This window comes from Kribbella sp. CWNU-51, assembly GCF_054073265.1.
Genome location: NZ_JBSXMZ010000015.1, coordinates 23,958 through 47,774 on the forward strand (window position 1 = coordinate 23,958; position 23,817 = coordinate 47,774).

General features: G+C 69.5%; 24 protein-coding genes. 6 read left to right on the forward strand and 18 right to left on the reverse strand.

What is annotated here, in order from left to right:
* Positions 1-6: 6 nt before the first annotated feature.
* The 5 genes from ACXC9Q_RS19420 to ACXC9Q_RS19440 form a co-directional block, all read right to left on the reverse strand.
* On the reverse strand, positions 7-1,674 hold the full coding sequence (locus ACXC9Q_RS19420) for an AbgT family transporter (protein ID WP_457057995.1): 1,668 nt from the start codon (positions 1,672-1,674) through the stop codon (positions 7-9).
* Positions 1,671-3,200 (reverse strand): leucyl aminopeptidase family protein, encoded by a 1,530-nt coding sequence (locus tag ACXC9Q_RS19425; protein ID WP_457057996.1) that lies wholly within the window; start codon positions 3,198-3,200, stop codon positions 1,671-1,673. The genes ACXC9Q_RS19420 and ACXC9Q_RS19425 overlap by 4 nt, the downstream gene beginning before the upstream one ends.
* 172 nt (positions 3,201-3,372) lie before the next feature.
* Entirely contained in the window at positions 3,373-6,060 is a 2,688-nt protein-coding gene (locus ACXC9Q_RS19430) for a LuxR C-terminal-related transcriptional regulator (protein ID WP_457057997.1), read from the reverse strand.
* Between the two features lie 120 nt (positions 6,061-6,180).
* On the reverse strand, positions 6,181-7,008 hold the full coding sequence (gene qcrC / locus ACXC9Q_RS19435; protein WP_457057998.1) for a cytochrome bc1 complex diheme cytochrome c subunit: 828 nt from the start codon (positions 7,006-7,008) through the stop codon (positions 6,181-6,183).
* A 73-nt stretch (positions 7,009-7,081) separates the two neighbouring features.
* Positions 7,082-7,585 carry a hypothetical protein gene (locus ACXC9Q_RS19440; protein ID WP_329476527.1) on the reverse strand — a complete coding sequence of 168 codons (504 nt, stop codon included), beginning with the start codon at positions 7,583-7,585 and terminating at the stop codon, positions 7,082-7,084.
* 161 nt (positions 7,586-7,746) lie between these two features.
* Here ACXC9Q_RS19440 and ACXC9Q_RS19445 point away from each other — a divergent pair, with 161 nt between their 5' ends.
* A complete protein-coding gene (locus tag ACXC9Q_RS19445) occupies positions 7,747-9,084 on the forward strand; it encodes a sigma-54-dependent transcriptional regulator (protein WP_457057999.1) in 1,338 nt (445 codons plus the stop codon).
* 1 nt (position 9,085) lies between these two features.
* On the opposite strand, the gene ACXC9Q_RS19450 is transcribed toward ACXC9Q_RS19445, so the two are convergent.
* The 8 genes from ACXC9Q_RS19450 to ACXC9Q_RS19485 form a co-directional block, all read right to left on the reverse strand.
* Entirely contained in the window at positions 9,086-9,712 is a 627-nt protein-coding gene (locus tag ACXC9Q_RS19450; protein WP_457058000.1) for a hypothetical protein, read from the reverse strand.
* 2 nt (positions 9,713-9,714) lie between these two features.
* On the reverse strand, positions 9,715-10,509 hold the full coding sequence (locus ACXC9Q_RS19455; RefSeq protein WP_457058001.1) for an amidohydrolase family protein: 795 nt from the start codon (positions 10,507-10,509) through the stop codon (positions 9,715-9,717).
* On the reverse strand, positions 10,506-11,576 hold the full coding sequence (locus tag ACXC9Q_RS19460) for an aminotransferase class I/II-fold pyridoxal phosphate-dependent enzyme (protein WP_457058002.1): 1,071 nt from the start codon (positions 11,574-11,576) through the stop codon (positions 10,506-10,508). The genes ACXC9Q_RS19455 and ACXC9Q_RS19460 overlap by 4 nt, the downstream gene beginning before the upstream one ends.
* The gene (locus ACXC9Q_RS19465) at positions 11,573-13,183 is read right to left on the reverse strand and encodes a hypothetical protein (RefSeq protein WP_457058003.1); all 1,611 of its coding nucleotides are present in this window, start codon (positions 13,181-13,183) and stop codon (positions 11,573-11,575) included. The genes ACXC9Q_RS19460 and ACXC9Q_RS19465 overlap by 4 nt, the downstream gene beginning before the upstream one ends.
* 23 nt (positions 13,184-13,206) lie before the next feature.
* Positions 13,207-14,511, reverse strand: a complete 1,305-nt coding sequence (locus tag ACXC9Q_RS19470) for a hypothetical protein (protein ID WP_457058004.1) — start codon at positions 14,509-14,511, stop codon at positions 13,207-13,209.
* A 9-nt stretch (positions 14,512-14,520) separates the two neighbouring features.
* Positions 14,521-15,357, reverse strand: coding sequence for a hypothetical protein (locus ACXC9Q_RS19475; RefSeq protein ID WP_457058005.1), 837 nt, complete (start codon positions 15,355-15,357; stop codon positions 14,521-14,523).
* Positions 15,358-15,384: 27 nt separating this feature from the next.
* Complete coding sequence (locus ACXC9Q_RS19480) at positions 15,385-16,011, reverse strand: hypothetical protein (protein WP_457058006.1); 627 nt, start codon at positions 16,009-16,011, stop codon at positions 15,385-15,387.
* 118 nt (positions 16,012-16,129) lie between these two features.
* Positions 16,130-17,410 (reverse strand): RNA polymerase factor sigma-54, encoded by a 1,281-nt coding sequence (locus ACXC9Q_RS19485; protein WP_457058114.1) that lies wholly within the window; start codon positions 17,408-17,410, stop codon positions 16,130-16,132.
* Between the two features lie 127 nt (positions 17,411-17,537).
* Here ACXC9Q_RS19485 and ACXC9Q_RS19490 point away from each other — a divergent pair, with 127 nt between their 5' ends.
* Positions 17,538-17,831, forward strand: coding sequence for a putative quinol monooxygenase (locus tag ACXC9Q_RS19490; RefSeq protein ID WP_457058007.1), 294 nt, complete (start codon positions 17,538-17,540; stop codon positions 17,829-17,831).
* A gap of 80 nt (positions 17,832-17,911) precedes the next feature.
* On the opposite strand, the gene ACXC9Q_RS19495 is transcribed toward ACXC9Q_RS19490, so the two are convergent.
* The gene (locus tag ACXC9Q_RS19495; protein WP_457058008.1) at positions 17,912-18,094 is read right to left on the reverse strand and encodes a hypothetical protein; all 183 of its coding nucleotides are present in this window, start codon (positions 18,092-18,094) and stop codon (positions 17,912-17,914) included.
* A 157-nt stretch (positions 18,095-18,251) separates the two neighbouring features.
* On the opposite strand from ACXC9Q_RS19495, the gene ACXC9Q_RS19500 reads away from it, so the two are divergent.
* A complete protein-coding gene (locus ACXC9Q_RS19500) occupies positions 18,252-18,998 on the forward strand; it encodes a GAF and ANTAR domain-containing protein (protein ID WP_457058009.1) in 747 nt (248 codons plus the stop codon).
* Positions 18,999-19,005: 7 nt separating this feature from the next.
* On the opposite strand, the gene ACXC9Q_RS19505 is transcribed toward ACXC9Q_RS19500, so the two are convergent.
* From ACXC9Q_RS19505 to ACXC9Q_RS19515, 3 genes are all read right to left on the reverse strand, one after another.
* Positions 19,006-20,940: an acyl-CoA dehydrogenase family protein gene (locus ACXC9Q_RS19505; RefSeq protein ID WP_457058010.1), complete on the reverse strand. Its 1,935-nt coding sequence runs from the start codon at positions 20,938-20,940 to the stop codon at positions 19,006-19,008.
* 106 nt (positions 20,941-21,046) lie between these two features.
* Positions 21,047-21,247: a hypothetical protein gene (locus tag ACXC9Q_RS19510; RefSeq protein ID WP_457058011.1), complete on the reverse strand. Its 201-nt coding sequence runs from the start codon at positions 21,245-21,247 to the stop codon at positions 21,047-21,049.
* Positions 21,248-21,459: 212 nt separating this feature from the next.
* Positions 21,460-21,633 carry a CsbD family protein gene (locus ACXC9Q_RS19515; RefSeq protein ID WP_457058012.1) on the reverse strand — a complete coding sequence of 58 codons (174 nt, stop codon included), beginning with the start codon at positions 21,631-21,633 and terminating at the stop codon, positions 21,460-21,462.
* Positions 21,634-21,864: 231 nt separating this feature from the next.
* Between ACXC9Q_RS19515 and ACXC9Q_RS19520 the strand changes: the two genes are divergently transcribed.
* Positions 21,865-22,050 carry a hypothetical protein gene (locus tag ACXC9Q_RS19520; protein WP_457058013.1) on the forward strand — a complete coding sequence of 62 codons (186 nt, stop codon included), beginning with the start codon at positions 21,865-21,867 and terminating at the stop codon, positions 22,048-22,050.
* A 55-nt stretch (positions 22,051-22,105) separates the two neighbouring features.
* The gene (locus tag ACXC9Q_RS19525; RefSeq protein ID WP_457058014.1) at positions 22,106-22,678 is read left to right on the forward strand and encodes a GNAT family N-acetyltransferase; all 573 of its coding nucleotides are present in this window, start codon (positions 22,106-22,108) and stop codon (positions 22,676-22,678) included.
* Here ACXC9Q_RS19525 and ACXC9Q_RS19530 read toward each other — a convergent pair.
* A complete protein-coding gene (locus ACXC9Q_RS19530; protein ID WP_457058015.1) occupies positions 22,675-23,265 on the reverse strand; it encodes a helix-turn-helix domain-containing protein in 591 nt (196 codons plus the stop codon). The genes ACXC9Q_RS19525 and ACXC9Q_RS19530 overlap by 4 nt on opposite strands.
* 174 nt (positions 23,266-23,439) lie before the next feature.
* Between ACXC9Q_RS19530 and ACXC9Q_RS19535 the strand changes: the two genes are divergently transcribed.
* Positions 23,440-23,808, forward strand: a complete 369-nt coding sequence (locus ACXC9Q_RS19535; RefSeq protein ID WP_457058016.1) for a hypothetical protein — start codon at positions 23,440-23,442, stop codon at positions 23,806-23,808.
* The last annotated feature ends 9 nt before the right edge of the window (positions 23,809-23,817 follow it).

The following is a 23,817-nucleotide window of genomic DNA, read 5'->3' on the forward strand; positions in this document are numbered from 1 at the left end:
CGCCTCCTAGCCAAGATGCACCGGTGCATCCGGGCCCCACGGAATGCCGATGGCGTACCACGCGATGTAGAAGAGAGTCCACGTGACCAGGACGATGAACGTGTACGGGAGCATCATCGACACCACGGTGCCGATCCCGGCCTTCTTCCGGTACCGCTGACAGACCAGCACGATGAACGGCAGGTAGACCATCAGCGGGGTGATCACGTTCATCGGACCGTCGCCGACCCGGTACGCCGCGATCACGGTCTGCGGCGCGATGCCGAGCCGGTAGAACAGCGGGACGAAGATCGGCGCCAGGATCGCCCACTTGGGAATCACCCCGGGCATGATCAGGTCGATGATCGCGACGAGCAGGATGAAGCCGATCAGCAGCGGCAGGGCGCCGATGTCGGCCCGCTCGAGCAGGTCCGCCAGGCCGGTCGCGGCCAGCGTCGAGATGTTGCTGTAGTTGAAGTAGGCGATGAACTGGGCGATCAGCAGCATCAGGAAGATCAGTCCGCCCAGCCCGTTGAACGTCTTCACGATCGCGTTGATGACGTTCGTGCTGCCGGCCAGAGACTTCGCGCCCCGGCCGTACCCGAGGCCGGCCGCGAGGAACAGCATCGAGATGATGAAGAGCAGACTGCTCATGAACGGCGAGTTCCCGAAGATCTCGCCGGTGTCAGGGTTGCGCAACGGTGCGCCCGGGATGAAGGTCAGCGCCGAGACGATGGCGACGGCGACCAGCAGGTAGTAGACCGACCAGCGCAGTCCGCGCGACTCCAGCGCCATCTCCTCGTCGGTGGGCTGGTGATCGACCGGTGCGTCGGACGGGGCCTCGGACGCGTCGTACTTACCGAGCCTGGGCTCGAGCAGGCGCTCGGTGATCACCGTCATGACGAGCGCGCAGAAGATCGTCGAGGCGATGCTGAAGTAGAGGTTCTGCGTGACGTTGAGATGCACGTCGGGGGCGACCAGCGCGATCGTCTCGTTCGTGACCTCGGTGATGATGCCGTCGGCCGGGGTGATCAGGATGTTGACGAAGAAGGCCGCGCTGACCCCGGCGTACGCCGCGGCGATGCCGGCCAGCGGATGTCGTCCGAGGGACGCGAATGCGGCCGCACCCAAGGGAATCAGGACCAGATAGCCGGCATCGGAGGCGACGCTGGAGATCCCGCCGAGTAGCACGATGATGAAGGTGATCGCACCCCTGGGCGCCACTTTCACCATCTTGCGGATCAGGGCCGCGATCAGGCCCGCCTCCTCGGAGACACCGACCCCGATCATCGCGACCAGGATGACCGCGACGACACCGAAGTCGTTGAAGTTCTGGACGGCCGTGGTGAAGATGAAGCGGATGCCGTCGCCGTCGAGCAGGCTCTTGGCAGTGATCGTCTCCTTGTGCACCTCGAAGTCTGGCACGGCCGGCGCCGGAGGCGCGTCGTTGCCCGGGACACTGGTTCCCCCGGGGTACTCCGGCTCGACCTGGGCCGTCCCGGGCTCGGCGACCTCGGTGGTCACGCTCGTCCCGGACCAGGCCAGGATCTGCGAGGCGACGATGACGATGACGATGAGCCCCAGGAAGATCAGCGCCGGGTGCGGAACCTTGTTGCCGGCCTTCTCGATGCCGTCCAGAACCTTCTGCATCCCGCCCTTCTTGACGGGCTTCTCGGGGACCGCCTCGGCAGTCATGACGCCGCCGCGGCAGAGTCGGCGTCCGCGGGGCGGGCGAATCCGAGCGCGAACTCGATCAGCAACTTGGTGCCGAAGCCGGTCGCGCCCTTGTTCCGCCAGGTTCTCGGCGCCGGCAGCTGAGCCGTGCCCGCGATGTCGACGTGGGCCCAGGGCCGGCCGTCGACGAACTCCTCGAGGAACAGCGCGGCGGTGATGGATCCGGCGTTGATGCCGCCCATGTTGGTGAGGTCCGCGATCGAGGAGTCGAGCTGGGACCGGTACGGCCGGTGCAGCGGGAGCTCCCAGACGGGCTCGTCGACGACGTCACCCGCGCGCCTCAACTGCTCCACCACTGCCGAGTTGTTGCCCATGACACCGGCGATCTCGACACCGAACGTCCGCAGGCAGGCGCCGGTCAAGGTGGCGATGTCGACGATCGCGTCGACCGGTTCTTCGGTTGCCAGCGCCAGCGCGTCGGCCATCACGAGACGTCCTTCCGCATCGGTGTTCAAGACCTCGACCGTCGTACCGTTGCGCATCCTCAGCACGTCACCGAGCTTCATCGCCGACCCCGACGGCATGTTGTCGGTGCACATCAGATAGCCGGTCACAGCCGCCGTACATCCCAGCGCCTGCAGGGCGGTCATCGAGGCGAGCACGGCCGCGGCACCGGTCATGTCGTTCTTCATCTGGGCGTGCGACTCGTCGCTCGGCTTCAGGCTGATCCCGCCGGAGTCGTACATGACGCCCTTCCCGACCAGTGCGATCCGGCCCGTCGGGTTCTCGGGCTGGTAGCGGAGCCGGATCATCCGGGGCGGCTCCACACTCCCCCGGTTGACTCCGAGCAAGCCTCCGCAGCCCAACTCGATCAGCTGGTCCTTGTCGAATATCTCGACCACGAGACCGGCCGGCGGACCGACTTCCTGGGCGACCTGTGCCATCCGGACCGCCGACAGGGTGGTCGCCGGGCAGTTGGCCAGATCGCGGCCGAGGCAGTAGGCCTCGGCGATGATGCGACCGCGCTCGACGCCGCGGCCGATCTCCTCGGCGTCCTCGTCGGGTGCGACCACCAGCAGCGATTCGAGCGGAGCCCGGTCAGCGCCCTTGCCGACGAAGTACCGCCACCGAGCCAGCAGCACGCCTTCGGTCACCGCCTGCGCGAACTCGGCCCGAGAGATCCCCAGGTCCCGGGACGGGACCTCGATCGCGAGGCGCATGTGCCACGGGACGGCGCGGGCGAACTCCGCGGCCAGGTCGCGGGCGAGCGTGGCGTCGATCCGCTCCGGCGCACCGGTCCCGACGGCGACCCGGACCGGACCGTCCTCCCGGGTCCGGACCAGGGTCTGGCCGCGCTCACCGGTGAATCCGGCAGACGCCAGCCCGGCCGCGTCGGTGCCCAGCTCGTCCGGAGGCTCCTTGCCCAGGGCAACCGGCACGGCGAGCGCGTCCGCCGCCTCCTCGGCCTGCTTCAGCGAACCGACGCCGACCGGTATCCGGTGACGCGTCGAAGGGATCGGATCGAAGTCGTCTCGGGTCGTGTTCACGTGATCTCCTCCGGCCGGAGCTCGGCAGCGGCCGTGGACGACGCGCCCACCGTTCCGCGACGCTCCATCCCATCAACCGGGCGCGCCCCTCGTCCTCCTCCGATTGAGGTGACCTGAGAACGCCGCAGCGGCCGTCGGAAAGCTACCGGGGTCACCCGGTGCGGGGGATGAATCAGCCGAAGGGCTGTCCGCCGCCCTGCGTCAGGCCGGCGGCCCGGGCTACCCGAAGGGCCGCCGAGCGCTTCTCCACCCCCAGCTTGCGGTAGAGCGACATCAGGTGGGTCTTGACGGTGTTCTCGGTGATGTAGAGCGCCTGGGCGATCTCGGCGTACGAACTGCCGAGGGCGAGCTGGTCGAGCACATCCGCCTCGCGGGCGGTCAGCCGGATCCGGGCACCGTTGACCACGGCGTCCAGGCGGCGCGGCGGCGGGGCATGCCCGTCCGGCCGGGTCCGCGCCAGCAGGGTCAGGCCGCGGGACTCGCTCGACGCGGCCAGGTAGTCGGTCAGTTTCCCGAGCGCGAGAGCGGCGAACGGATGCGGGTTCGGTCCGTCGACGTGCCTGCGCAGCTGGTCGAGGAACCCCGGTTCACCACTGGCCGGGACGAAGGCTTGCAGAACGCGTTGCGGAGCCACCCGGTTCAGAGTGTCCACCAGCGAGACATCGGCAGCGGGCACATCGCCCATCCGGGCCAGCAGGACGGTGCGGAACGCGGCCGCCGCGGACGCGATCGGAGGATACGGGTCGGGTCGATCGAGGATCTGATCGATCCTCGCCACGGTTGCCTGCAGGTCGCCCCGGCCGATCGACAGCATGGCCCGGAGCAACTCGGCCTCGGTCGCGCTGCCGGTCCGGTCGAGCTCCCGGAGCTGCGCCTCGATGCCGGCCCGGTCCCCGAGCAGAATCGCCAGCCGGACCCGCAGGAGTGCGAGGTCCCGGGACAGGAACGACGGCAGCGGTCCGGCCCCCGCGGGATCGGTGGTGAGCGCGGTCAACGCCTCGTCGAGGCGACCGGCCTCGATCAGGAGCTCGGCGTGCAGGATCGAGCGCAACGCCGTGACCACGGTGTCGGAGTCGGCCAGGTCGGTCGCGACCAGGAGCTGGTGCCAATGCCAGGCGCTGTCGAGATCGAGCTGGCTCATGGCCGCGAACCCCATCACGACGTGGGCCCGGACGGCGTACTCCTGCGGTAGCCCGTCCTCGCCGACCACGTCGAGGGCGGCCTGCGCCGACCGGGCCGCATTCTGCAGCTGGCCGCGCGCATACTGCACGACGGCCCGGTGCGCGAGACCACCCGCGACCAGCCGCGTGTGGCCGGCCATCCGAGCCGTGACGAGGGCTTCGTCCAGGTGGCTGAGCGCGGCGTCGAGTTCGTCGGCCCAGGTCTCCGCCGCCGCAAGCTCGATCAGCAACCACGCCAGCCGTTCGGGCGCGAGTACGGCGCGGCGCCCGGGGTCGCCATCGATGGGCTCCAGCGCCAGCATGCACCGTGCCCGGCCGATCGCGGCGTGGACGTCCTGCCAGCCGTAGCGGGATTCCCACAGCTGGAGCAGTACGGCGTCCGCCTCCAGGGCGTCGTCGTCAGGTGTCACCGGCTGCCGCGCCGTCGCGCCTACCAGGTCGTCGGCCGAGGCTGCGTCCATGACTGCTCCGGTGACGTCCCCGGACACGCGTCGCAGCAACCCGCGGACACCGATCAGGTGCGGGTGAGCGGCCAGATAGCCGTCCGGGAGAGCCTCGAAGCCGGCCGTGACGAGGGCGAGATCCCCGGCGGCCAGGATCTCCGGCCCGTGCCCGAGCAGGATCCGGGCGACGAGTGCCGGGTCGTCGGCGCCCAGCGCGCTCCGCAATGCGGTCCCGCCGTCGCCCCGGTTCTCGTAGTACAGGGCCGACCGGCGCTGCGCCGCGACGACCGTGCGCGCGTCTTCGTTGCTGCCGGCAACCCGGCGGCGGAGCAGCTCGACGAGCAGTGGGTGGTACCGATACAGCGGGTCGCTGCGCTGGCCGTCGGCGTACGCCGTCACCAGTAGTCCGCTGCCGGCGAGATCCGCGAGCATCGCACCGGCGTCCGCGTCGCTGCTGAGCATCACCGCGAGGTGTCCGGTCACCGCAGTGGCTCCGAAGGTACTCAGCAACATCGCCTGGACCCGCGCGTCGAGCGTGCTCAGGGTCTCGCCGAGGAGCAGGTCGAGCACCGGCCGCTGGTTGGCGAGCGGCCAGACGACGGCGCCGGACGCGGCGAAGGCCCGGGCCGCGAGCACCAGCGCGGCCGCCCAGCCGGCCGTCTGCTCCTGGAACAGGGAGATGTCCTCCGCGGTGGCATTGCTCGCATGTGCCTGCACGAGCGCGGTGGCCTCGGCGTCGTTGAAGCGCAGATCCCTCGAGCGCAGGGTCAGCGCCATACCGCCCAGCTCGAGCTCGGGCACCGGCAGTGGGAGGTCGTACCGGGTCGCCAGCACGAGCCGGACCGCGTGCGGCGACTTCTTCAGCATCTGGGACAAGTCGGCGACAGTCTCGGCCGGGAGCAGGTGAGCGTCGTCGACGACGACCGGATCGGGAGGCCTCGTGCCGTCGGCGCCGGCCGCCTCGTCGATGGTTTCGGCCAGCGCACCGGCCGCCTGACCCGGCACCCAGACCACGGACTCGCCCGCCTGTCTTCGGCGTGCGACCCAGTCCGACAGGAGGACCGTCTTGCCGGTGCCGGCGGGCGCCACCAGCATCGTCAGCGGTGCTCGCGCGCCGAGGTCGAGAGCGGAATGCAGCCGCTCACGAGTCACCAGCGTCAGCGGCGGCCGCGGGACGCGACCACCTGACGAGCGCTGGATCTCCTCGCTCGTCTGGTCTGGCGTCGGGGTCGTCACCCTCGTCGCCCTCCCCTGGCCGACGTGTGCTGCTCTGCTCGGGTCCTGCTCCTTCTACGCCCTTAAAATAACGAGACTAACCGGTTCAGCACGGTAACGGCAGGCCCATTCGACCCTTTGTCACCCTTTTGGTCCCTCCTGGTCGCGCTTCACGCGAGGCGTCTTGGCCCCGATCCACACCGCCACGCCGATCAGCGCACCGATGCCGAGCAGCCAGCCCCACAGTCCTTCGGCCACCGGCCCGAGCCGGCCGAGACCGAAGCCCCCGGGGTCTTCCGACTGTTGCAGACTGACGAGGTAGGCGATGACAGCGCGCTTGTCCTCCGGGGTGAACACGCCATCGGAGAAGACCGGCATCTGCTGCGGACCGGTCAGCATCGCCTGGTACATGTTCTTGGGCGTCGTCTCCATCAGCGACGGTGCATAGCGCCCGTTCGGCAGCGCACCACCGCGCCCGGCGAAGTTGTGACACGCCGTGCAGTTCGTCCGGAACAGCTCACCGCCGCGGACGACCTCCTCCTGTGTCGCCTTGCTGACGTCGTACGACTCCGCGGCCGGAATCGCGGGTCCAGGGGCGAGGGAGGCGACGTACGCCGCCAGCGCCGCGATCTCCTCGGCCGTGTACGCCGGAGGCTTCTGCGGCACCTGGGCACCGGTCTGAGCGGCCGGCATCCGTCCCGTGCTGACCTGGAAGTCGACCGCGGCCGCGCCGACGCCGATCAGCGACGGCCCGGTGATGTGTCCCTCGCCGTCGGTTCCCCCCTCGGCGTGCGCACCGTGGCAGCTCGAGCACCCGACGGCGAACAGCTTGCGTCCTTCCTCGATCTGCTGGGACTGCGGCCCGTCCGCACCGGCCGCGCCGTCCGGCACGAGTACGGCGTACGCGAGGCCGACCATGACCAGCGCCGAGCCCACCACCAAGGTCCTTGCGAACTTCGTCCTTCGCATCTCCGCACCTCCCGTCGCGGGACAAACTGACATGACCGCAAGCCGGCTGGGATCCCCCGATTCGGGCGAGCCCTCAGCGGGCGTCGCGCTTGGCCTGCCTACGCGCGCCGGTGGCCCGGGTGGAGGCATCCTTCTTCAAGCCACCCGTGGTCTTGGTTGCCCGCGCCCTGGTGCGCGCCTCCGGCTTCGGTTGGTCGACGGCACGCATCGTCGGCGCACCGGCACCCGACTTGGCCGCCCGTGCCGCCTCGAGCCGCTCGCTGCGCAGCTCCATCGACGCCCGGTTGGCGACCACGGCGACCTCGCGGCTCACCCTCGCCAGGACCGACTCGAACAGCTCCGCCTTGTCGCGGTCGCGCTGGTTCTTCGGGTAGGACATCCCCCGGCCGCCGGTCTGCGCGACGGCGGCACTCGCGGTGCGCCGGTAGTTCTTCACGTATTTGGTCCGTGCCCGTCGGATCCGCTGGTGCAAGTCCAGGAGTTCGTCCTCGTCCAGGCGCTTCAGCTCGTCGCGCTCGGTCTCGGCCACGAGCAGCCGCTCGGCGTCGGTCAACGAGTTCAGCAAGCCACGGTTCATCGCAGTCTCCTCCCCGCTGACGGCAGACTACGTGAGGTAACTCAACCCTGGTAGAACCGACGCGTCCCGATTAACCTTGAAATCAGGGCCGGGTGGCCGGCTGTGGCCGGCGGCGGAGGGGCGTGGACCCAGGCTCTAACGGGGTTCTCCCGGGGGATCTGATGACGTGGGTGCTCGACCTTGGCGGAGGTTCACGTACCAAGGCCATCGCGCGCGCGATCTGCGGTTCGCACCCGGATCTGCGGTCGGTGACCGCTCCCGAACCGGGCGAACTCACCGGCGTCGTCGTGTGCTCGGCCTTCTCCCGCGATCTCGAACACACGCTCGCGCTGGCGGCGTCCACCAACGCCCACGTGATCGTCGTATCCGAGGCAGGACATAGCCTCGAGCCCTGGTCGCTGCTCGCCTGCGGTGCGACCGACCTGATGATCTGGGCCGGCGATCCGCTGCCGATCCAGGCTCGCCTCGAGCGACTGATCGAGGTCGAGAACGTCGTGAAGTCGGCGCCGGTGGCCGACGTGATCCGGGGTACCAGCCCGGCCTTGCGCCACGCCTTGCGGGATCTGGTCACGGCCGCCAAGTTCGGCGGTGGACCGATCCTGATCACCGGCGAGACCGGGACCGGGAAGGAACTGGCCGCGAAAGTGGCGCACACGGTGAGCGCGGCGGGCCGGTCCGGGCACCTCGTGGTGGTGGACTGCACGACCATCGTGCCCACGCTGTCGGGCTCGGAGTTGTTCGGCCATGAGCGGGGAGCGTTCACGGGCGCGGTGAGCGTGCGGACCGGCGCCTGCGCCGCCGCCAACGGCGGGACGCTGATGCTCGACGAAGTGGGTGAGCTCCCCCTCGAGTTGCAGCCGGAACTGCTGCGCGTCGTCCAGGAGGGCATGTACAAGCGGGTCGGCGCCGACACCTGGCAGCACACGAGTTTCCGGCTGATCTGTGCCACCAACCGCGTCCTGGAGGACGACGTGATCGCCGGACGGTTCCGGGCCGACTTCTACTACCGCATCGCGGCGTACTCCGTGCAGTTGCCGCCCTTGCGGGACCGGCCCGGCGATCTGATCCCGTTGTTCCGCAGCTTCGTGTCCGAGGCCCAGGGCCAGGCCGAACCGGCCGAGGTGACACCGGAGGTGGAGATCGCGTTGCGGCGGCGGGACTACCCCGGCAATCTCCGCGACCTGCGGCAGCTCGCCCATCGCGTCGCGTCGCGGCACGTAGGCCCGGGCCCCGTCACGCCAGGCGATCTCCCGCCCTCGGATCGCCCGGTGACCGCGGACGGTACGGCGGACAGCCGGGCGCCGACCCTGATGGAGTCGATCCGGCAGCAGCTGCGGCAGGGCATGACGCTCAGGGAACTGCGCGACCATGTCGCCGATCTGGCGGTCACCGCGGCGATCGAAGAATCCGGGGGCAGCGTCCGCGCCGCCGCCGCGCGTCTCGGCGTCACCGACCGGGCATTGCAGCTGCGCCGGGCGAAACGCCGTACCGGTGAGTGAGCTAGGCGGCCATCGCCTCCAGCTCCGACGCGATCTCGGCGTACAACGGATCCCGCAACTCGTGCGCCAGCTCCCGATAGAACTGGGCAAGCTCGCTGTACTCGATATCGGGGCCGCGCCCTGGACCTCCCAGCGGCACCCACCTCCGGTTCTTGGTCTGCAAGTGGGCCATCTGCATGACCTGTCGCTGGACGATCGGCTCGACGGCCCAGCCGAAGGCGGGTGCGTGATCCACCGGTGGGTGGTCGACCTTGGGAGGCACGGGAGCCAGGCCGAGGTAGAACCACTGCGCGGGCCGGCTGTACTGCGCCGTCGTGGGTACCGGTGTCGTGCCCAGGTCCACGAGCGTCGCGTTCACCCGAACGAATCCCGGCCGGCCCGTCCGGATCGGGCGGCCGCGGGCGTCGACGCCGAGGTAGGTCGCGAGGACCCCGACCGTGCGTCCTGCCCCGCGGAGGCGGCCGGCGAGTTGGGTCAGGCCGGACTTGATCCCACTGGCCGTGTGGGGCTTGATCTCCACGAATCCCGGCGCCGTCAGCACCAGCCGCGGGTGGGGCTGGCCTGGCCGAGGTGCGGCGGGGCCCAGCGGGGACCACGTCCGGGCCTCCGATTCCTGCAGTGTGGTCATCGTCAGTACCTCCGGTTCCGGGGTGTCGCTGGATGAGGCGGCGACGGCCGAGCCGAGCGGCGGGCGGTCCGGGTCAGTCGCAGGAGGTTGCCGCCGAGCACGAGCGCGGCGTCCGCCGGGGTCAGGTGCAGGGCGTGGATCTTGCTGATCTCCACCACGGGATGGAGGAACGGGCCGTCGGAGCCGAAGAGCACCTTGTCCGGTCCGGCCCGTCGTACGGCATCAGCCAGTACGTCGAAGTAGCGCACGCCGGCGGTGTCGGTGAAGAGGTTCGGCAACCGGACGAGCTGGTCGACGAAGGCGATCTGGGCTTTCCAGTCGTCGGAGAACGACGACAGGTGCGGGATGATCCAGGCGACCTCCGGGTACGCCGTCGCCGCCATCTCCACGGTGGCGGTGTCGCCGGCCGGGTCGTACAGGATCGGCAGCTTCCGGCGCCGGGCCACCTCGGCGATCTCCCGGGTGATCCGGCCGTCCTTCCAGTGCACCTTGATGCCGCACGCACCCCAGGCTCGTGCCTCGTCTACCATCACAGCGATCCGCCCTCGATCGGTCACCGGATTGACGAAGGCGAAGCCGAGGTAGCGTTGCGGCTCGGCGGTCACCATCGCGCCCACCGCCCGATTGGCGGAGCGGTAGTCCGAGGTCAGCGGAGCCAACAGCACCGTCCGGTCGATGCCCGCCTCCAGAGCCCGGTGCCGATACTTGCCGAGCGATGCGTCCGTGTCCCACGGACCGGTGAATCCGTCGCCAAGGCCGGCGTGGCAGTGCGAGTCGATGATCGGGGGCCGTCTCATGCCGCACCTCGCCGTCCAACCAGCCCTCGCAGCGCCACGGCGAGCCGGTCGAGATCGGCAGGCGAGTGATCGGCACGCACCAGGACGGTGAGCATGACGCCGCGCCGGCACCGTGATTGCTGGAGTACGGCGCGAATGCCCGCCGACTGCAGATGCGACCACCAGCTCTGGGCATCTGATCCCGGCAACCGGATGCTGACAACAGGAAACGGGAGGCCGTTGACCGACAGGCCGATGTCACGCAAGCGGTTGCGCAAACGCAGTACATGCCCTTGCAGCGTCGTACGGCGAGCCCGGTTGTCGCTCCCATCTCGCAGAGCGGTGCTCGCAGCCCCGAGGTCGGCAGCCGAGGGCGGGCTGCTGTGCACCCGGTTGCCGCCATCCGCAGCCAGTCGCCTGATGGTGGACGCGTCGCCGGTCGTCACCGCCAGCGGCGCCCCGTAGGCCTTGGCCAACGACGCGACCCAGACGATCGCCGGGTGATCCAGCCCGCACCATCCCGGCGTACCGCTGCCGTCTCCGAACACCTCACCCCGAAGTTTGTTGCCTAGGACACCGAACGCCAGTGAGTCGTCGACGATGAGTTCGCCCCCCGTGTCGCGGGCTAGCCGCCGCAAGTCCGGCAGCGGCGCCGGCCGGTTGCAGCCGGGGCACCACCCGTCGGTCAGCACGAACAGCCGTCGCCCGGGCTCGGCGACGATCGCCTCCGGACGGTGATGCGGAAACCTGCGCACCACAGCACCGTTGGCCGCTGCGCGCAGTGCGGCCCACTCGGCGAGCGAGTAGGCCGCCGCGTCGATGGCGACGAGGTCGCCGCGTTGCGGGATCATCCCCATCACGTCCATCAGCGCATGCAGCGCGGAACGGCCGACCACGCCGGCCGGCGCACCCTGCGCTGCCGCGACGGCGGCAGCGACCCGACGCGCGACCGGCGCCTCGTGCAGCACCGCGGGTACGCCGGTCGTGAGCGAAGCCCATGGCGGCAGCGAACTGCTGCCATGCTGCAGGCCGAGGAACAACGACGACGTGAAGTCGAGCCTCGGGTCCGTCGCGACATGACCGGTCACGCTCGTCGGATTTGCCGCGCACCGCGGCGAGCCAGCAGAACCGAGGGCATGGTGGCGTCGACCGAGGTCTGCAGATCGACCCCGGTGACGGTCCGGTAGGCGTGGATGTAGCGCTGGATCTCGTTGCGCCACGTCAGTGCCCAGTTCGCGGCGTCCTCGCGGGTCCGGCTCGACTCGTTCCAGCGGCCGTGCCGGATCGAGAGCAGGATCTGCTCGCCGTGGACGGCCAGCTCGAAGAAGTGCGTGATGCTGGCCTCGGGCCACCCCTGGATGCTCTTCATGGTGTCCACCCGGTCCATCCAGTCCTCTTCGTACGGGACCATGGTCGGGCCGCCGAGGAACTCCCGCATCTCCGGCTGGGCCAGGATCCACTGCATCGTCAGCATCTCCGCGCGCGCCACCAGCGGCAGGTCGGCGAACTGGTTGTGCGCCCCGTGCGCCAGCACCAGATGGACCTCGCGCAGGCTGCTCAGCAACGGGAACGCGTCGGCGTCGACGGTCTTGTCGTCCCGCTCCTTGTAGAACTCGTGCGCCGCGTGCAGCAACGCGTGGAAGCCCTCCAGGAACTGCGTCCGCCGATCCACCATCGTGTACGGCGGTGGCACGGCACGACCGACCAGCGGCAGACCGTACTGCACCATGTACTCCGCCGCCCGCCGGCGCACGGTCAGCCGGCTCTGCTCGTCCTCGGTGAATCCCCAGAGCAGGTTGCGCAGTGGCAGCAGCGGATTCAGGTCGAACCGGGCCAGAGCGTCGTACTGCGGTCCGATCCGGCGGTTCTGGAACCGGGCGAGGATGTGGTTCATCGTCTGCACGAGGCCGCCTTCCTCGTGCCAGTAGTTCCAGATCAACTCGACGAACGGCACGTTCGGCAGCGGGAACTGCGCGGCAGGTCCCCCGCCGCCGCCCCTGGCCGCCACCCCCTGGTCGTTCCGGAACTGGACATCGGGGGCGAACCGCAGGAACGGCTGCGCCAGGTCGTCGCGCTCGCTGCTCACGTACGACCGCTCGAGCCCGCCGGTCACGGTTCCCAGCGAGATCTCGTCCTTGAGCAGCCGCCGCTTCTCGATCGCGCGCAGCGGGTCGGCGGCGGCCTCGACGAAGGTCTCAGCGGCCCGGAAGAGCCGGCGGTAGGCGTCGGTGCCGAACCACTCGGGCCCGGACAGGCCGGTGAGCTTGGGCTCGACGAACTCGTGGAACTCCTCGAACCGCAGTTGCCCGGTGAGCTCACGGATGAAACTCCAGAGCACCTCGTCGGCGCTCTGCGGCGGGTCGCCCGCCACCAGGGCGACCGTCTGGGTCGGCACCTGCGGCGTGAGCGTGGCGAGCACCGGGATGACCACTTCCGGGTCTCCCTCGTTGGGGCCCTCCTTTCCCCTGGTGATGGTCAGCGTCTTGTTTCCCTCGACGGCGAACAGCACCTCGGGTTCGAAGTCCAGGCCGCGCCGCATCCGATGGGTCTCGCCGGTGCCGAAGGGGTTGACGTCGTCGGCCGCGACAGTGAGCCGGAAGGTGTAGTCGCCCGGGTCATCGGTGTCCTCGAGCAGGATCTGCAGGACGGCCCGCTGGCCGGCCCGGATGGGATCCGGTGTCCACGAAACGTGCACGGTCGTGTCCTTTCGATAGTTCGTTATGACGCCCGTCGCGCGGGCTGTGCGTGGTTGGTGGTGGGCCGCTGGACGACGTCGAGACTGCTGCGGACCGCCCAGGCCTGGAGCAGGACCGACAGCAGTCGGCTCTCCTCCTCCGGGCTGATCAGGCCGGCCAATTTGGCCTGGCCGATGACCGCGAACACCAGCGACGGGGGCTGGCGCGCCATCACCGCGATGTCGCCGGCCCAGTCGTGGTGCAGCCGGATCAGCCGCGCCGGGTGGCGTTCCCGGCTCGGCCAGATGTCGCCGAGCCGGTGACCATGCAGAGCGGCCGAGCGGTGTCCGAGCAGCAGCCGGACGAAGTCCGGGATCGCGGTCTCGAGCCGCTCCAGTTGGGTACGCCGGCCGGCCGGCAGCTCGCTGGTCGGGTACAGCTGCTTCCAGGTGTGCCGCATCGCGGCCCACTGCGGATGCGGATAGACGGCCTCGCCGATCGTTGCGCTGACCAGGACCCGCAGGTACGGAACGGGATGCGGATCATTGCCGGACGGCCGGAAGACGAAGAACGCCGGCAGGCTGACGACGGCGAGCAGACCGATGGTGGACGTGATCCCGAGCTTCCCGACCGACCAGCAGTCGGCGACGATCTCACTGATCCACTTGTCCCACGTCGGCCAGCAGCCCTGCGGGTCCTTGCTCGCCGCCCGGGCGAGGTCGCCGCGCAGCGACTCCACCAGCCCCAGTTGCGCAGCTCCCTGATGCCCCACTTCGTGCACCAGTGAGCTTGCGATACCGCTGCCCACCATGCGTTCCCTGGGGACCCGGATGATCGCGACCGGGTTCGACTCGCCGCCCGGCAACCGCGTGCGGGCCCGACGGATCGCGGCGCCAGGTCCCCGGGCGAGGTAGCACACGGCCGGCACCTGCTCGTAGCCGTCGAGGTCGACCCGGAGCGCGTCCCGCGCCAGTACGTCGAGGCCGGACAGCCAGACGCCCGTCTCGTGTTCGCTGCGCTGGGTGATGACCTCGGTGAACAGATCGAACTGGGACAGTACGTCGTTGAACCCCAGCCGGATCAGCACGAACCGCCGCTGCTGCTCGGCCGCGCCGGCGTGCCGGCCCTGGCCGTGCAGCCAGTCGAGGTACCCGTGGACTTTCTCCCGAAGGCGGCCCCGGCTCGCGTGCAGGAAGCGCTCGATGATGAGCTGCGCGTCGTACGGGAGGGCCGCGGCGGGCACCATCGTCTCGTGCAGAGCGAAGGGCCGCACCTGGTCCAGACGGGTCAGCAGCCCGCGCGCCTCATGCTCGAGCAGGCGAGTCGCCAAGCCTCCGGGATCGGCCATCGGAACCCCTCAGGCACCGAGGATGACGATGCGGCCACCCCGGCGGACCCAGCGCCCGGACATGGCTCGCGACCCGTTGCTGCTGGGCGGACGGCCCTGGGCCTCGCCCTCGCCCTCGCCGGACTCGTAGTCGTCGCCCTGCCACCACAGATCGGGCTCGCCGTAGCTGCCGCCCGCGTAGTCGTCGCCACCGCCGAACCACGGCACCGGCTCGGTGAAGGCCCACGGCGGTCGGGACCGGCCGCCGCCGTACGACCGCCGGCGCGAGCGCCACGGAGACATCCGCTGGTCGGAGCCGAGCAGGCTGGGCGCGTACCGCCGGGCGGCGCTGATCCCGGCCGCCCGGACGGCTGCCCGGGTCGGGATGTTCTGCGGCGCCCGCGCAGCGTTGGAGTAGGCGCCGCGCGCGAAGCGGACATAGCGGCTTGCGGCCTCCCACTCGGCCTCGACCTCGCCCATCGACTCGGCCTCCTGCGCCTCGAGCAGGCCACCTGCCATCGATCCCAGCTTGGCGCCGATCGCGGTCCCGGCCCCGGGCAGCACCAGCGAGCCGAGCGCTCCGCCGACCATCGGCAGCGCCGTCTTGGCGACGTTCTTCAGTACGCCGCCCAGCGCCTTGCCGATCGGCGACTTGACGAACTGGGACGCGCCTTTCATCACGCTGCTGGCCAGCTTGCCGAGGAACCGGTCCAGCTCCGCCTCGGTGGTGATCTCCAGCAGTTCCTGGACGAGTTCGGCTTCCATCGTCTCGGCTTCGCTCTCGTACGCCTCGCCCGATTCCCACTCGGACTCGGCCTCACCAGGAAACTCGTAGCTCTCCCCCGGGATCTCAAATGCCTCGTACATGCCGCTGTCCCTTCTCTCTTGGCTGTGTCACGCGTCGAGGACGATGATTCGGTTGCCGCGACGGATCCAGCGGCCCTCGGTGCCGCGACCACCGCCTGCTGCTCCTTGGGCTCCCACCAGTCCGGGGAGATGGCGCTGTGCTGCGGCGAGGGCGGCCCGCTGGGCAGCCACCGCGGGCGGCACCGTGGGAGGCGCCTGCGCCGCCCGCCGCGCCGTCTCGTCCGCGAACCGGACGAACGCGCGCGCGACCTCGTACTCGCGGTCCTCGGCCGACAGCCCTTCGGTCTGCAGCCCGAGCTCCAGCTTGCCGCCCAGCCACTGCCCGGCGCGCTGGCCGATCGCGCCGCCCCGGCCGGGGGCCACAACGTCCCCGACCGCCCGCCCCAGTTGCGGAAGTGCCTGCTTGGCCGCCGATTTGAGGATCCCGCCGACGGCCCGGCCGGCGTCGGATCCGGCGAAGCCGCGGGCCGCGGAGATCGCGCCGCTGATCAAGCTGCCGAGGAACCGGTCGAGCTCGGCCTCGGTCGTGACTTCCAGCAGCTCGGAGGCCAGCGCCAGTTCGCGTTCCGACGTCTCGCCGAACTCCTGGTATTCGTTCTGCTCACCTTCGCCGAAGGCTTCGGACTCGAACAGTGCCCGGTCGATGTCGTGCATGGATGTCTCCCTCTCGCGTGGTCTCACCCACCTACTGCACAATTCATGCCAACTCGGCGGAGCGCACGCAGCCGAAGCACTCTTCGCATGGCGGGGCTGGAGCGACCCGCGGCCGAAGTCAGGTTCGGCGCAGACCGCCGGCGGCGATGCCCAGCTCGGCGCGGTACTTCGCCACCGTCCGGCGCGCGACCTTGTGTCCGCTGTCCGCAAGGGCGCGACACAGTCGGGCATCGCTGACCCGGCCGGCCGCGGCCAGCTCCGCGATCCGTGCCTTGATCGCCACCGCGCCACCCAGCAGATCGGCCAGTGCGACGATCTTCCCGTCGGGGCGGCGCAGCAGCTTGCCGGCGACGCAGCGACTGACCGTGGAGGGGTGCAGCCCCAGCTCGACGGCGACGTCGGTCCGGTTGAGCGGGACATGCCCCGCCGGGCCGCGCTCGAAGTAGCCGGCCTGACGATCGACCATGTACGTCGCCACCCGCCGCAACACACTGCCACGTGTGTCGAGCTGGCGCAGCAGCTCTCGGGCAGCCCGTTCGTGTCCGCCGAGCCAGGCGACTGCTTCAGAGTCGGCCCGCACCGCAGACGTCACCTCGGCCACGCGCAGACCGAACCAGTCACTGTCCGGCACCTCGACCTCGAAGGCACCCGAATCGGTGCGATAGACGAACACGTCGGGGATCCCGGACGCCTCCGGCCGTTGCGGCACCTCGACGACAGCGACCGGCCGCAACCGGGCCCGGACGAGCCGGAACGCATCTTCTACGTCCTCCCGCGAGACCCGGAGTGCTCGGACAACGGTGGCGGTATCCCCCGTGGCGACGGCCTCCAGGTGATCCCGGACCAGGTCGACGATCCAAGGCTCGGCGGCACCGGCCGCCACGAGTGCGCGGGACTGGGCGACCAACAGGTCGACGACCGAGGTCTCCGCGACCCCGACCGGTCCGGCCGCCTTGATCGCTCGTACCGCCTCGTCGACAGCTCGCGGCGCAAGGCCGTGCGCTGTCGCGATCTGGTCCGGCTCGGCGTCGAGCAGCCCACGACTGGTGAGGTGCGCGATCACGACCGGCAGCACCTCGCGGCAGTCGGACCGGATCTCACAAGCGGCCGCTGCCTCCAGGGTGTCGAAGGGCATCACGGCCGGGTCGTTGCCGGCATACCGGAGTACGCCGGAGCACCGCGGGCAACTGTCCGACGTACGGTGACGCCCGCACCCCGGGCACGGGGACCCCGGCGTTCGCTCGAGCATCGGGTTGTCGGCGAGCTCCCGCTCCACAGTCCCGGTCAGAGCGTCGTACCCGAGCGGCAACAGCCGCAACGAAAGCAGCAGCCCAGGAACAGCCCGAAGCTCCGCCCGGACCCCCAACTCCAGCCCCACTGCCGGGCCACCCGGCCCCATCCCCACCTGTCAACAGTAGCCATCCGCCCGGTACGCCGGAACCCAACCGCGTGCCGTCCTGAGACGTCGGTGTTCGCCGAAGCGACGGGCGGATAGCGTCGTACCGAGCCTAGAGAGAGAAGGACCTGTGACCGAGCTTCTGGTGATCGCCAGGCACACGATGAAGAAGGGCGAGGAGGACGCGGTGCTCGCCGTGCTACCCCGGCTGATCGAGGCGGCACGGACCGAACCCGGGAACCTCTCGTTCGTCGCCTATCGCCAGCTGGACGACGAACGCACGTACGTGCTGCTCGAGCGGTACAAGTCCCGCGAGGCCTTCGCCGCGCACCAGCAGACCACCCACTTCAAGGAGCTCGTCCTGGGGCAGATCGTCCCCCGCCTCGACAACCGCGTCCTCGAACTGCACGACGTCAACGATTGATGCAGGAAGGTGATTGCGGGCCCGCTCCCCCTGCCCCCTCCGGAGAGGGACGGGCCCGCAATCGGACAGTGGGTGAGGGATCACGCCACGCAGGACAGCTGCAGGCGGCGACGGCGCAGTTCGCACAGGGTCGAACGTTTGCGTCGGATCAAGGCGGTCAGCTGATCGAGATCGGCGGTGCAGCGGGCCGCGCGCAGCTCGGCCTCGACGGCGTGGAAGGCGGCAATCAGTTCGCGGACAGTGCTGGTGTCAGCATCGCGCATAGAAGCCTCGGCAGGTCGACGAAATCGGTGCCCGGCTGTCTGAGGCTGAACCACTATGACCGCTGGAAGCGCTTAGATCAACCCCAGTGCTCGAGCAAATCGCCAAACCCCTGGACTGGAGTGCCTCGCGGTGCTACCCAGGAAAGCAGGAGTGCTCGTGGCCGATCGCCGCAGTTCGGGGGGTCTAGGGCCGGCACCGCAAGACACTCAGTCGGAGCCGGGCCAGCTCGCCCATGCGCTGAGCGAACTGGCCCGGGAACTTCACGAAGCCGATGATCCTGATGCGGTACTGCGAGAAGTCGTGCAGGCGGCCATGGATCTCGTCCCCGGGGCAGAGGCTGGTTCCGTGACGGCGCTCGTCGGTGGCAACCGGGTGGAGCACAAGGCTGAGTCGGGCGTGCTGCCGGCCCGTGTCGACGCCGTGATGACGGAATTCGACGAGGGGCCGTGCCTGGACGCTGTGCTGCACGAGCGCCGGATCATCCGGGTCGACGACATGCGCCGGGAGGTCCGCTGGCCGCGGTTCGCTCCCCGCGCGGCCGAGCTGGGAGCCCTGAGTGTGCTGGCCTTCCCCATGTTCGTGAAGGACGACAGCCTGTGCGCGCTCAACCTGTACGCCCAAGAGGCCAACGCCTTCACCGACGAGTCCGAGCATGTCGGCAGGTTGCTCGCCGCCCACGCGGCCGTCGCCTACGCGGGTGCGCAACGGGAGGAGAACCTGCTCGCCGCCATCGAGACCCGCGACCTGATCGGCCAGGCGGTCGGCCTGCTGATGGAGCGCTACTCGATCAGGTCCGGCCGTGCCTTCGACACTCTGATCCGCTTCAGCCGCCAGACCAATCGCAAACTCCGCGACGTCGCCACCGAGCTGATCCGCGATGCCGAAGCCGGGGCGAGCAAGTAGCGAGGGTTCAGCGGTAGCGGCGCGAGTGGTTGGAGGCCTTGGACTCGCCCGGTTGCCAGGCGGCGATCCAGGGGCCGGTGCCTTCGGACGGGTCGATCACGCCGTCCTCGAGCCAGGTGTACCTGCCGTCCAGCACTCGATCCGCCAAGCGCCGATCGCTGTCGTCGGTGTTCGACCACAGTTGGTCGAACAGGTGATCCACCCGCAACCGCGCCTGCTCGCAGAACGCCCCTGCCAGCTCGTACGCCGCTTCGCCGCGGACCGGATCGTCCGTCCGGAGCATCTCGGCCCGCGAACACGAGGCCGCCATCGCGAACAACTCCGCACCGATGTCCACGATCCGGCCGAGGAATCCCTGCCGGTATTCGAGTTTGGCCTGCCACCGGCTCATCCCGTAGAAGGTCTGCCGGGCCAGCCGGCGGGCCGCGCGTTCGACGTACCGGAGCTGATTCGCCAGCGGGCCGAACTCGGCGTACGACGTCGGCACGGATCCCTTGCCCACGGCAAGTTGTGGCAGCCACTTCGCGTAGAACCCGCTGGCCTTCACGGCGGCTCTGGCCTTGGCCCGCAGATCCGCGTCGGCCGAGGCGAGGTCGCCGGCCGCAGCCAGGTGCGCGTCGACCGCCTCCCGCGCGATCAGCAGATGCATGATCTCGGTCGAGCCTTCGAAGATCCGGTTGATCCGCACATCGCGCAGGATCTGCTCCGCCGGTACGGCGCGCTCCCCGCGGGCGGCGAGTGAGTCGGCCGTCTCGTAGCCACGGCCGCCGCGGATCTGCACCAGTTCGTCGGCGACCTTCCAGGCCATCTCACTCGACCACAACTTGGCGAGTGCGGCCTCGATCCGGATGTCCTTGCTCCCCGCATCGGCCAACTGCGCCGACAGGTCGAGCACCGCCTCGAGCGCGAACGTGGTCGCCGTGATGAACGAGAGCTTCTCGGCCACCGCCGCGTGCTTGCCGACCGGACGGCCCCACTGGACCCGCTCCGACGACCATTCGCGGGCGATCTTCACGCACCACTTGCCGGCCGCGGCGCACAGTGCGGGGATCGACAGTCGTCCGGTGTTCAGCGTCGTGAGAGCGATCCGGAGGCCCTCCCCCTCGCGGCCCAGCCGGTTCTCGGCCGGCACCCGGACCTGATGGAAGCGGGTCACGCCGTTCTCGAGCCCGCGCAGGCCCATGAACGCGTTGCGGTTCTCCACCGTGATGCCGGGCGAGTCCGCCTCGACCACGAACGCCGTGATGCCGCCGCGCTGACCGTCGTGCTCGGGAACGCGAGCCATCACCACGACGAGTTCGGCGATCACGCCGTTCGTGGTCCACAGCTTCACCCCGTCGAGCAGGTAGGCCTCGCCGTCGTCGGTCGGCGTCGCGGTCGACGCCATCCGCGCCGGGTCGGAGCCGACATCAGGCTCGGTCAGCAGGAACGCGGTCACCGCACCACCCGCACAACGCGGCAGGAAGCGCTGCTTCTGCTCGTCGGTGCCGAACTGCTTCACCGGTTCCGGTACGCCGATCGACTGGTGCGCGGACACCAGCGCACCGAGAGTCGGGTGCACCGACCCGATCAGCATCAACGCGCGCCCGTAGTACGACATCGGCAGGCCGAGTCCGCCGTACTCGGCCGGAATCTTCAGGCCGAACACACCCAGGTCGGCGAATCCCTGCAGATACTCGTCCGGGACGCGGTCCTCGCGCTCGATCAGCAGGCCGTCGAGGGTCTCGCAGTACGCCGCGAGCCGGCCGAGGAACTCGTCCCCGCGGACGGTGTCGTCGGGCGTGGCGCGTGGATGCGGATGGATCAGCGACAGGTCGAAGTCCCCCAGATACAGCTGCTTGGCGAAGCTCGGTCGCACCCACACCGTCTCGCGGGCCGCCTCAGCAGTCTCCCGAGCCTCTCGCTCACCAACATCCCGCACGACCCGCTCGCCAGTAGTCACACCACACCCCTTACTCCGCAGTAGCCTCCTCTAGGCCTGTACCCGGACAGGCGCAGTCCACACCCCGACTGGCCGCCGCTAGGTGCTGTGGAGCTCTTCCGGGCCGCTAGACCGAGGCGCGGGTTGCGGTGTTCTTCGCGCGGCTTTCGGCGTGGGTGGTCGTGCCGGAGCCGTGCTGTTCGTGCGACGGCGTCCTCGGAGCAGGACACACCGGGCCGCGGCGGATCGGTCCGCCGCCGAGCCTCCGGCTCTTCCACTGCTTCTCGTCGTAGTCGTAATAGGTGTCGACGCCACCAACCGCCATCATGTCCCCCAGTCACCCCGGCTGCTGACTCCCCAACAGCCCGCCAACCGCAGTCTGCCACCGCCCCCCGCACCGCACTACCCCCTCACCCCATCAACCGGATTACGGACTCCGCTCACCAATCCGTGCCCTCGGGCAACTTCAGCGGCGGCCAGCACCCCGTAAACGCCCGAGGGACCGCATCTGGCTGGATGGGGTCCCTCGGGATGCTGAGGTCAGTCCTTGAAGGCGTCCTTGGCCTTTTCGCCGGCCTGCTTCAGGTCGGCCTTCGTCTTCTCCGCCTGGCCCTCGGCCTGCAGGTCGCGGTCGTCGGTCGCGTCGCCGACCTTCTCCTTGGCCTTGCCCTTGGCAGCGTCCGCGACGTTCTTCATCTTGTCTCCGACACCCATCGGTCTCTCCTTTACGGGTTCGGGGTATCCAACCCCGTCCGGGTGCCCGCGATCCCCGGATCCATGCGTTGGACCGGATCTGTAACGACTCGTGCTCTCCACGCGATGGGTGGGGAGAGGGGTCTCGGCGTTCAGACCTGCAGCGCCGTCCACTTCGTCTGCTTCGAGCCGAGGCACGGTTGAGACGGCGGCTGGGATCAGGAAGCTACGACGCTGGGCGGAGGGACGATCATGTGCGAGACGACGCAGCGCCTGCTCGCTCTGCTGCGCATCGTCGAGCGGGGCCCGGCCCTCTTCGACGTGCTCGGCGACGACGCCGTACTGGACGCCTGGTTCGGAGCCCACTCGCGGCTCGCCAGGTCCACCGACTTCATCCCATCGACTGAGCAGGAGGCGGCGCAACCAGCCTCACTCTGACTGTGTGTTCGCCGAGCGTCCGACTGGCGTGCGTACCGCGTGCGATCGTGAGGCCATGAGCATCGAGATTCGCCCGGCTGCGGTCTTCGAGGATGTTCGTGCTGTCCTCGGCCCGAGATCGCCTGGGTCCAACGTCTGCTGGTGCCTGAGCTACCGGATCCCGTCCAAGCTGAACAACGAACTGCGCGGTCCGGCCCGAGGCGAGTATGTCGCCGAGCTCTGCCGAGCCGAGCCCGCTCCGGGAGTACTCGCGTACGACGGCGACACCCCGGTCGGCTGGGCCGCGATCGCACCACGCTCGGCGACCTCCTTCGCCCGCAACCGCAAGATCCCGCACGTCGACGATCTGCCGGTCTGGTCACTGTGGTGCATCCGCGTCCGCCCTGGTCATCGCAAGCGGGGCATCTCGCACACCCTCATCACCGGCGCAGTCGACTTCGCCCGCGACCACGACGCGCCCATGATCGAGGCCTATCCGCTGGACAATGGCGAGGCCAAGGTCGACCTGACCATGGCGTACGCCGGACTCCGCAAGAACTTCGAACACGCCGGCTTCACCAAAGCCGCCGGCACCACGTCCGTCCTGGCCGGCCATCCCCGCATCCTCATGCGACTCGACCTGCGCTAAGCGTGCGGAGTCGTCCCGCCGGCATTCATCCGTTCGCCGGGGCGGCCGAAGATGCTGAGGATCTCCGCGGGCTCGTCGCCGGTGCTGCCGAACCAATGCGGCTCCTCGGTGCTGAACTCAGCGACCTCGCCGGGTCCGAGCACCGACTCCTCATCGCCGAGGATGAGACGCAGGTGGCCGGACAGCACGTAAATCCATTCGTGGCCGTCGTGCGCCCGGAGCTCCGGGGGCGCCTTGCTGGCCGGAATGACGATCTTCCAGGCCTGCGTACCGTCGGGCTCTTGGGTCAGCGGGATCACCGTCCGCCCCTTGACGAGACTGGGCTTGAGCCGGATCCGCGGATCGCCCTGCGCCGGCGCCGCGACGAGGTCGTCCAGTGGCACCCGATACACATTCGACAACGCCAGCAACAGTTCCAGGGTCGGCCGCCGCTGCCCACTCTCGAGCCGCGACATCGTGCTCTTCGAGATCCCCGTCGCCGTCGCAACATCGGTGAGCGTCAGCCGGCGGCGCGCGCGGAGTTGCTTGAGCCGTCCCCCGACCCGTTCGAGCACCACGGCGATCTCCGCCGCTGAGGCGTCCTCCATGACTCATCTGACCCCCATTTCCCACAAACAGCAACCTTCCTAGGCGAACCCCCCACCCACCCCCAGCCTTGGGGCATGACCACACGAAGCAGGACTGTCGATCACGACGAACCACGCGGACCAACCTCCAGCACCTCTTTCGACGAAGGGCTGACTACCCGGCAGCTGAATGTCATGCGGTTCGGGTATGCGTTCATGGGGATCGGGCTGGTGGTCGTCAAGTGGCCGGTCGTGGTTCAGGACGCTCGATCGCTCCCGGTGATGGAAGGGGTTGTCGCCTGTCTGCTGACGGCCATGTCGCTGCTCGCGTTCCTCGGGCTCAGGTACCCCGTGCGGATGCTGCCGATCCTGCTGTTCGAGGTGATCTGGAAGGTCATCTGGATCGGTGCGGTCGCGATTCCCCAGCTGGTCTCCAACGACCTGAACGCCGAAGCGCGGGACGTGCTGTTCAGCTGCTCCTTCATCGTCGTCATCGTTGCCGTCATCCCGTGGCGCTACGTCTGGCGACGCTACGTCCGGGCCCCTGGGGATGCCTGGCGCTAACGTTCGACC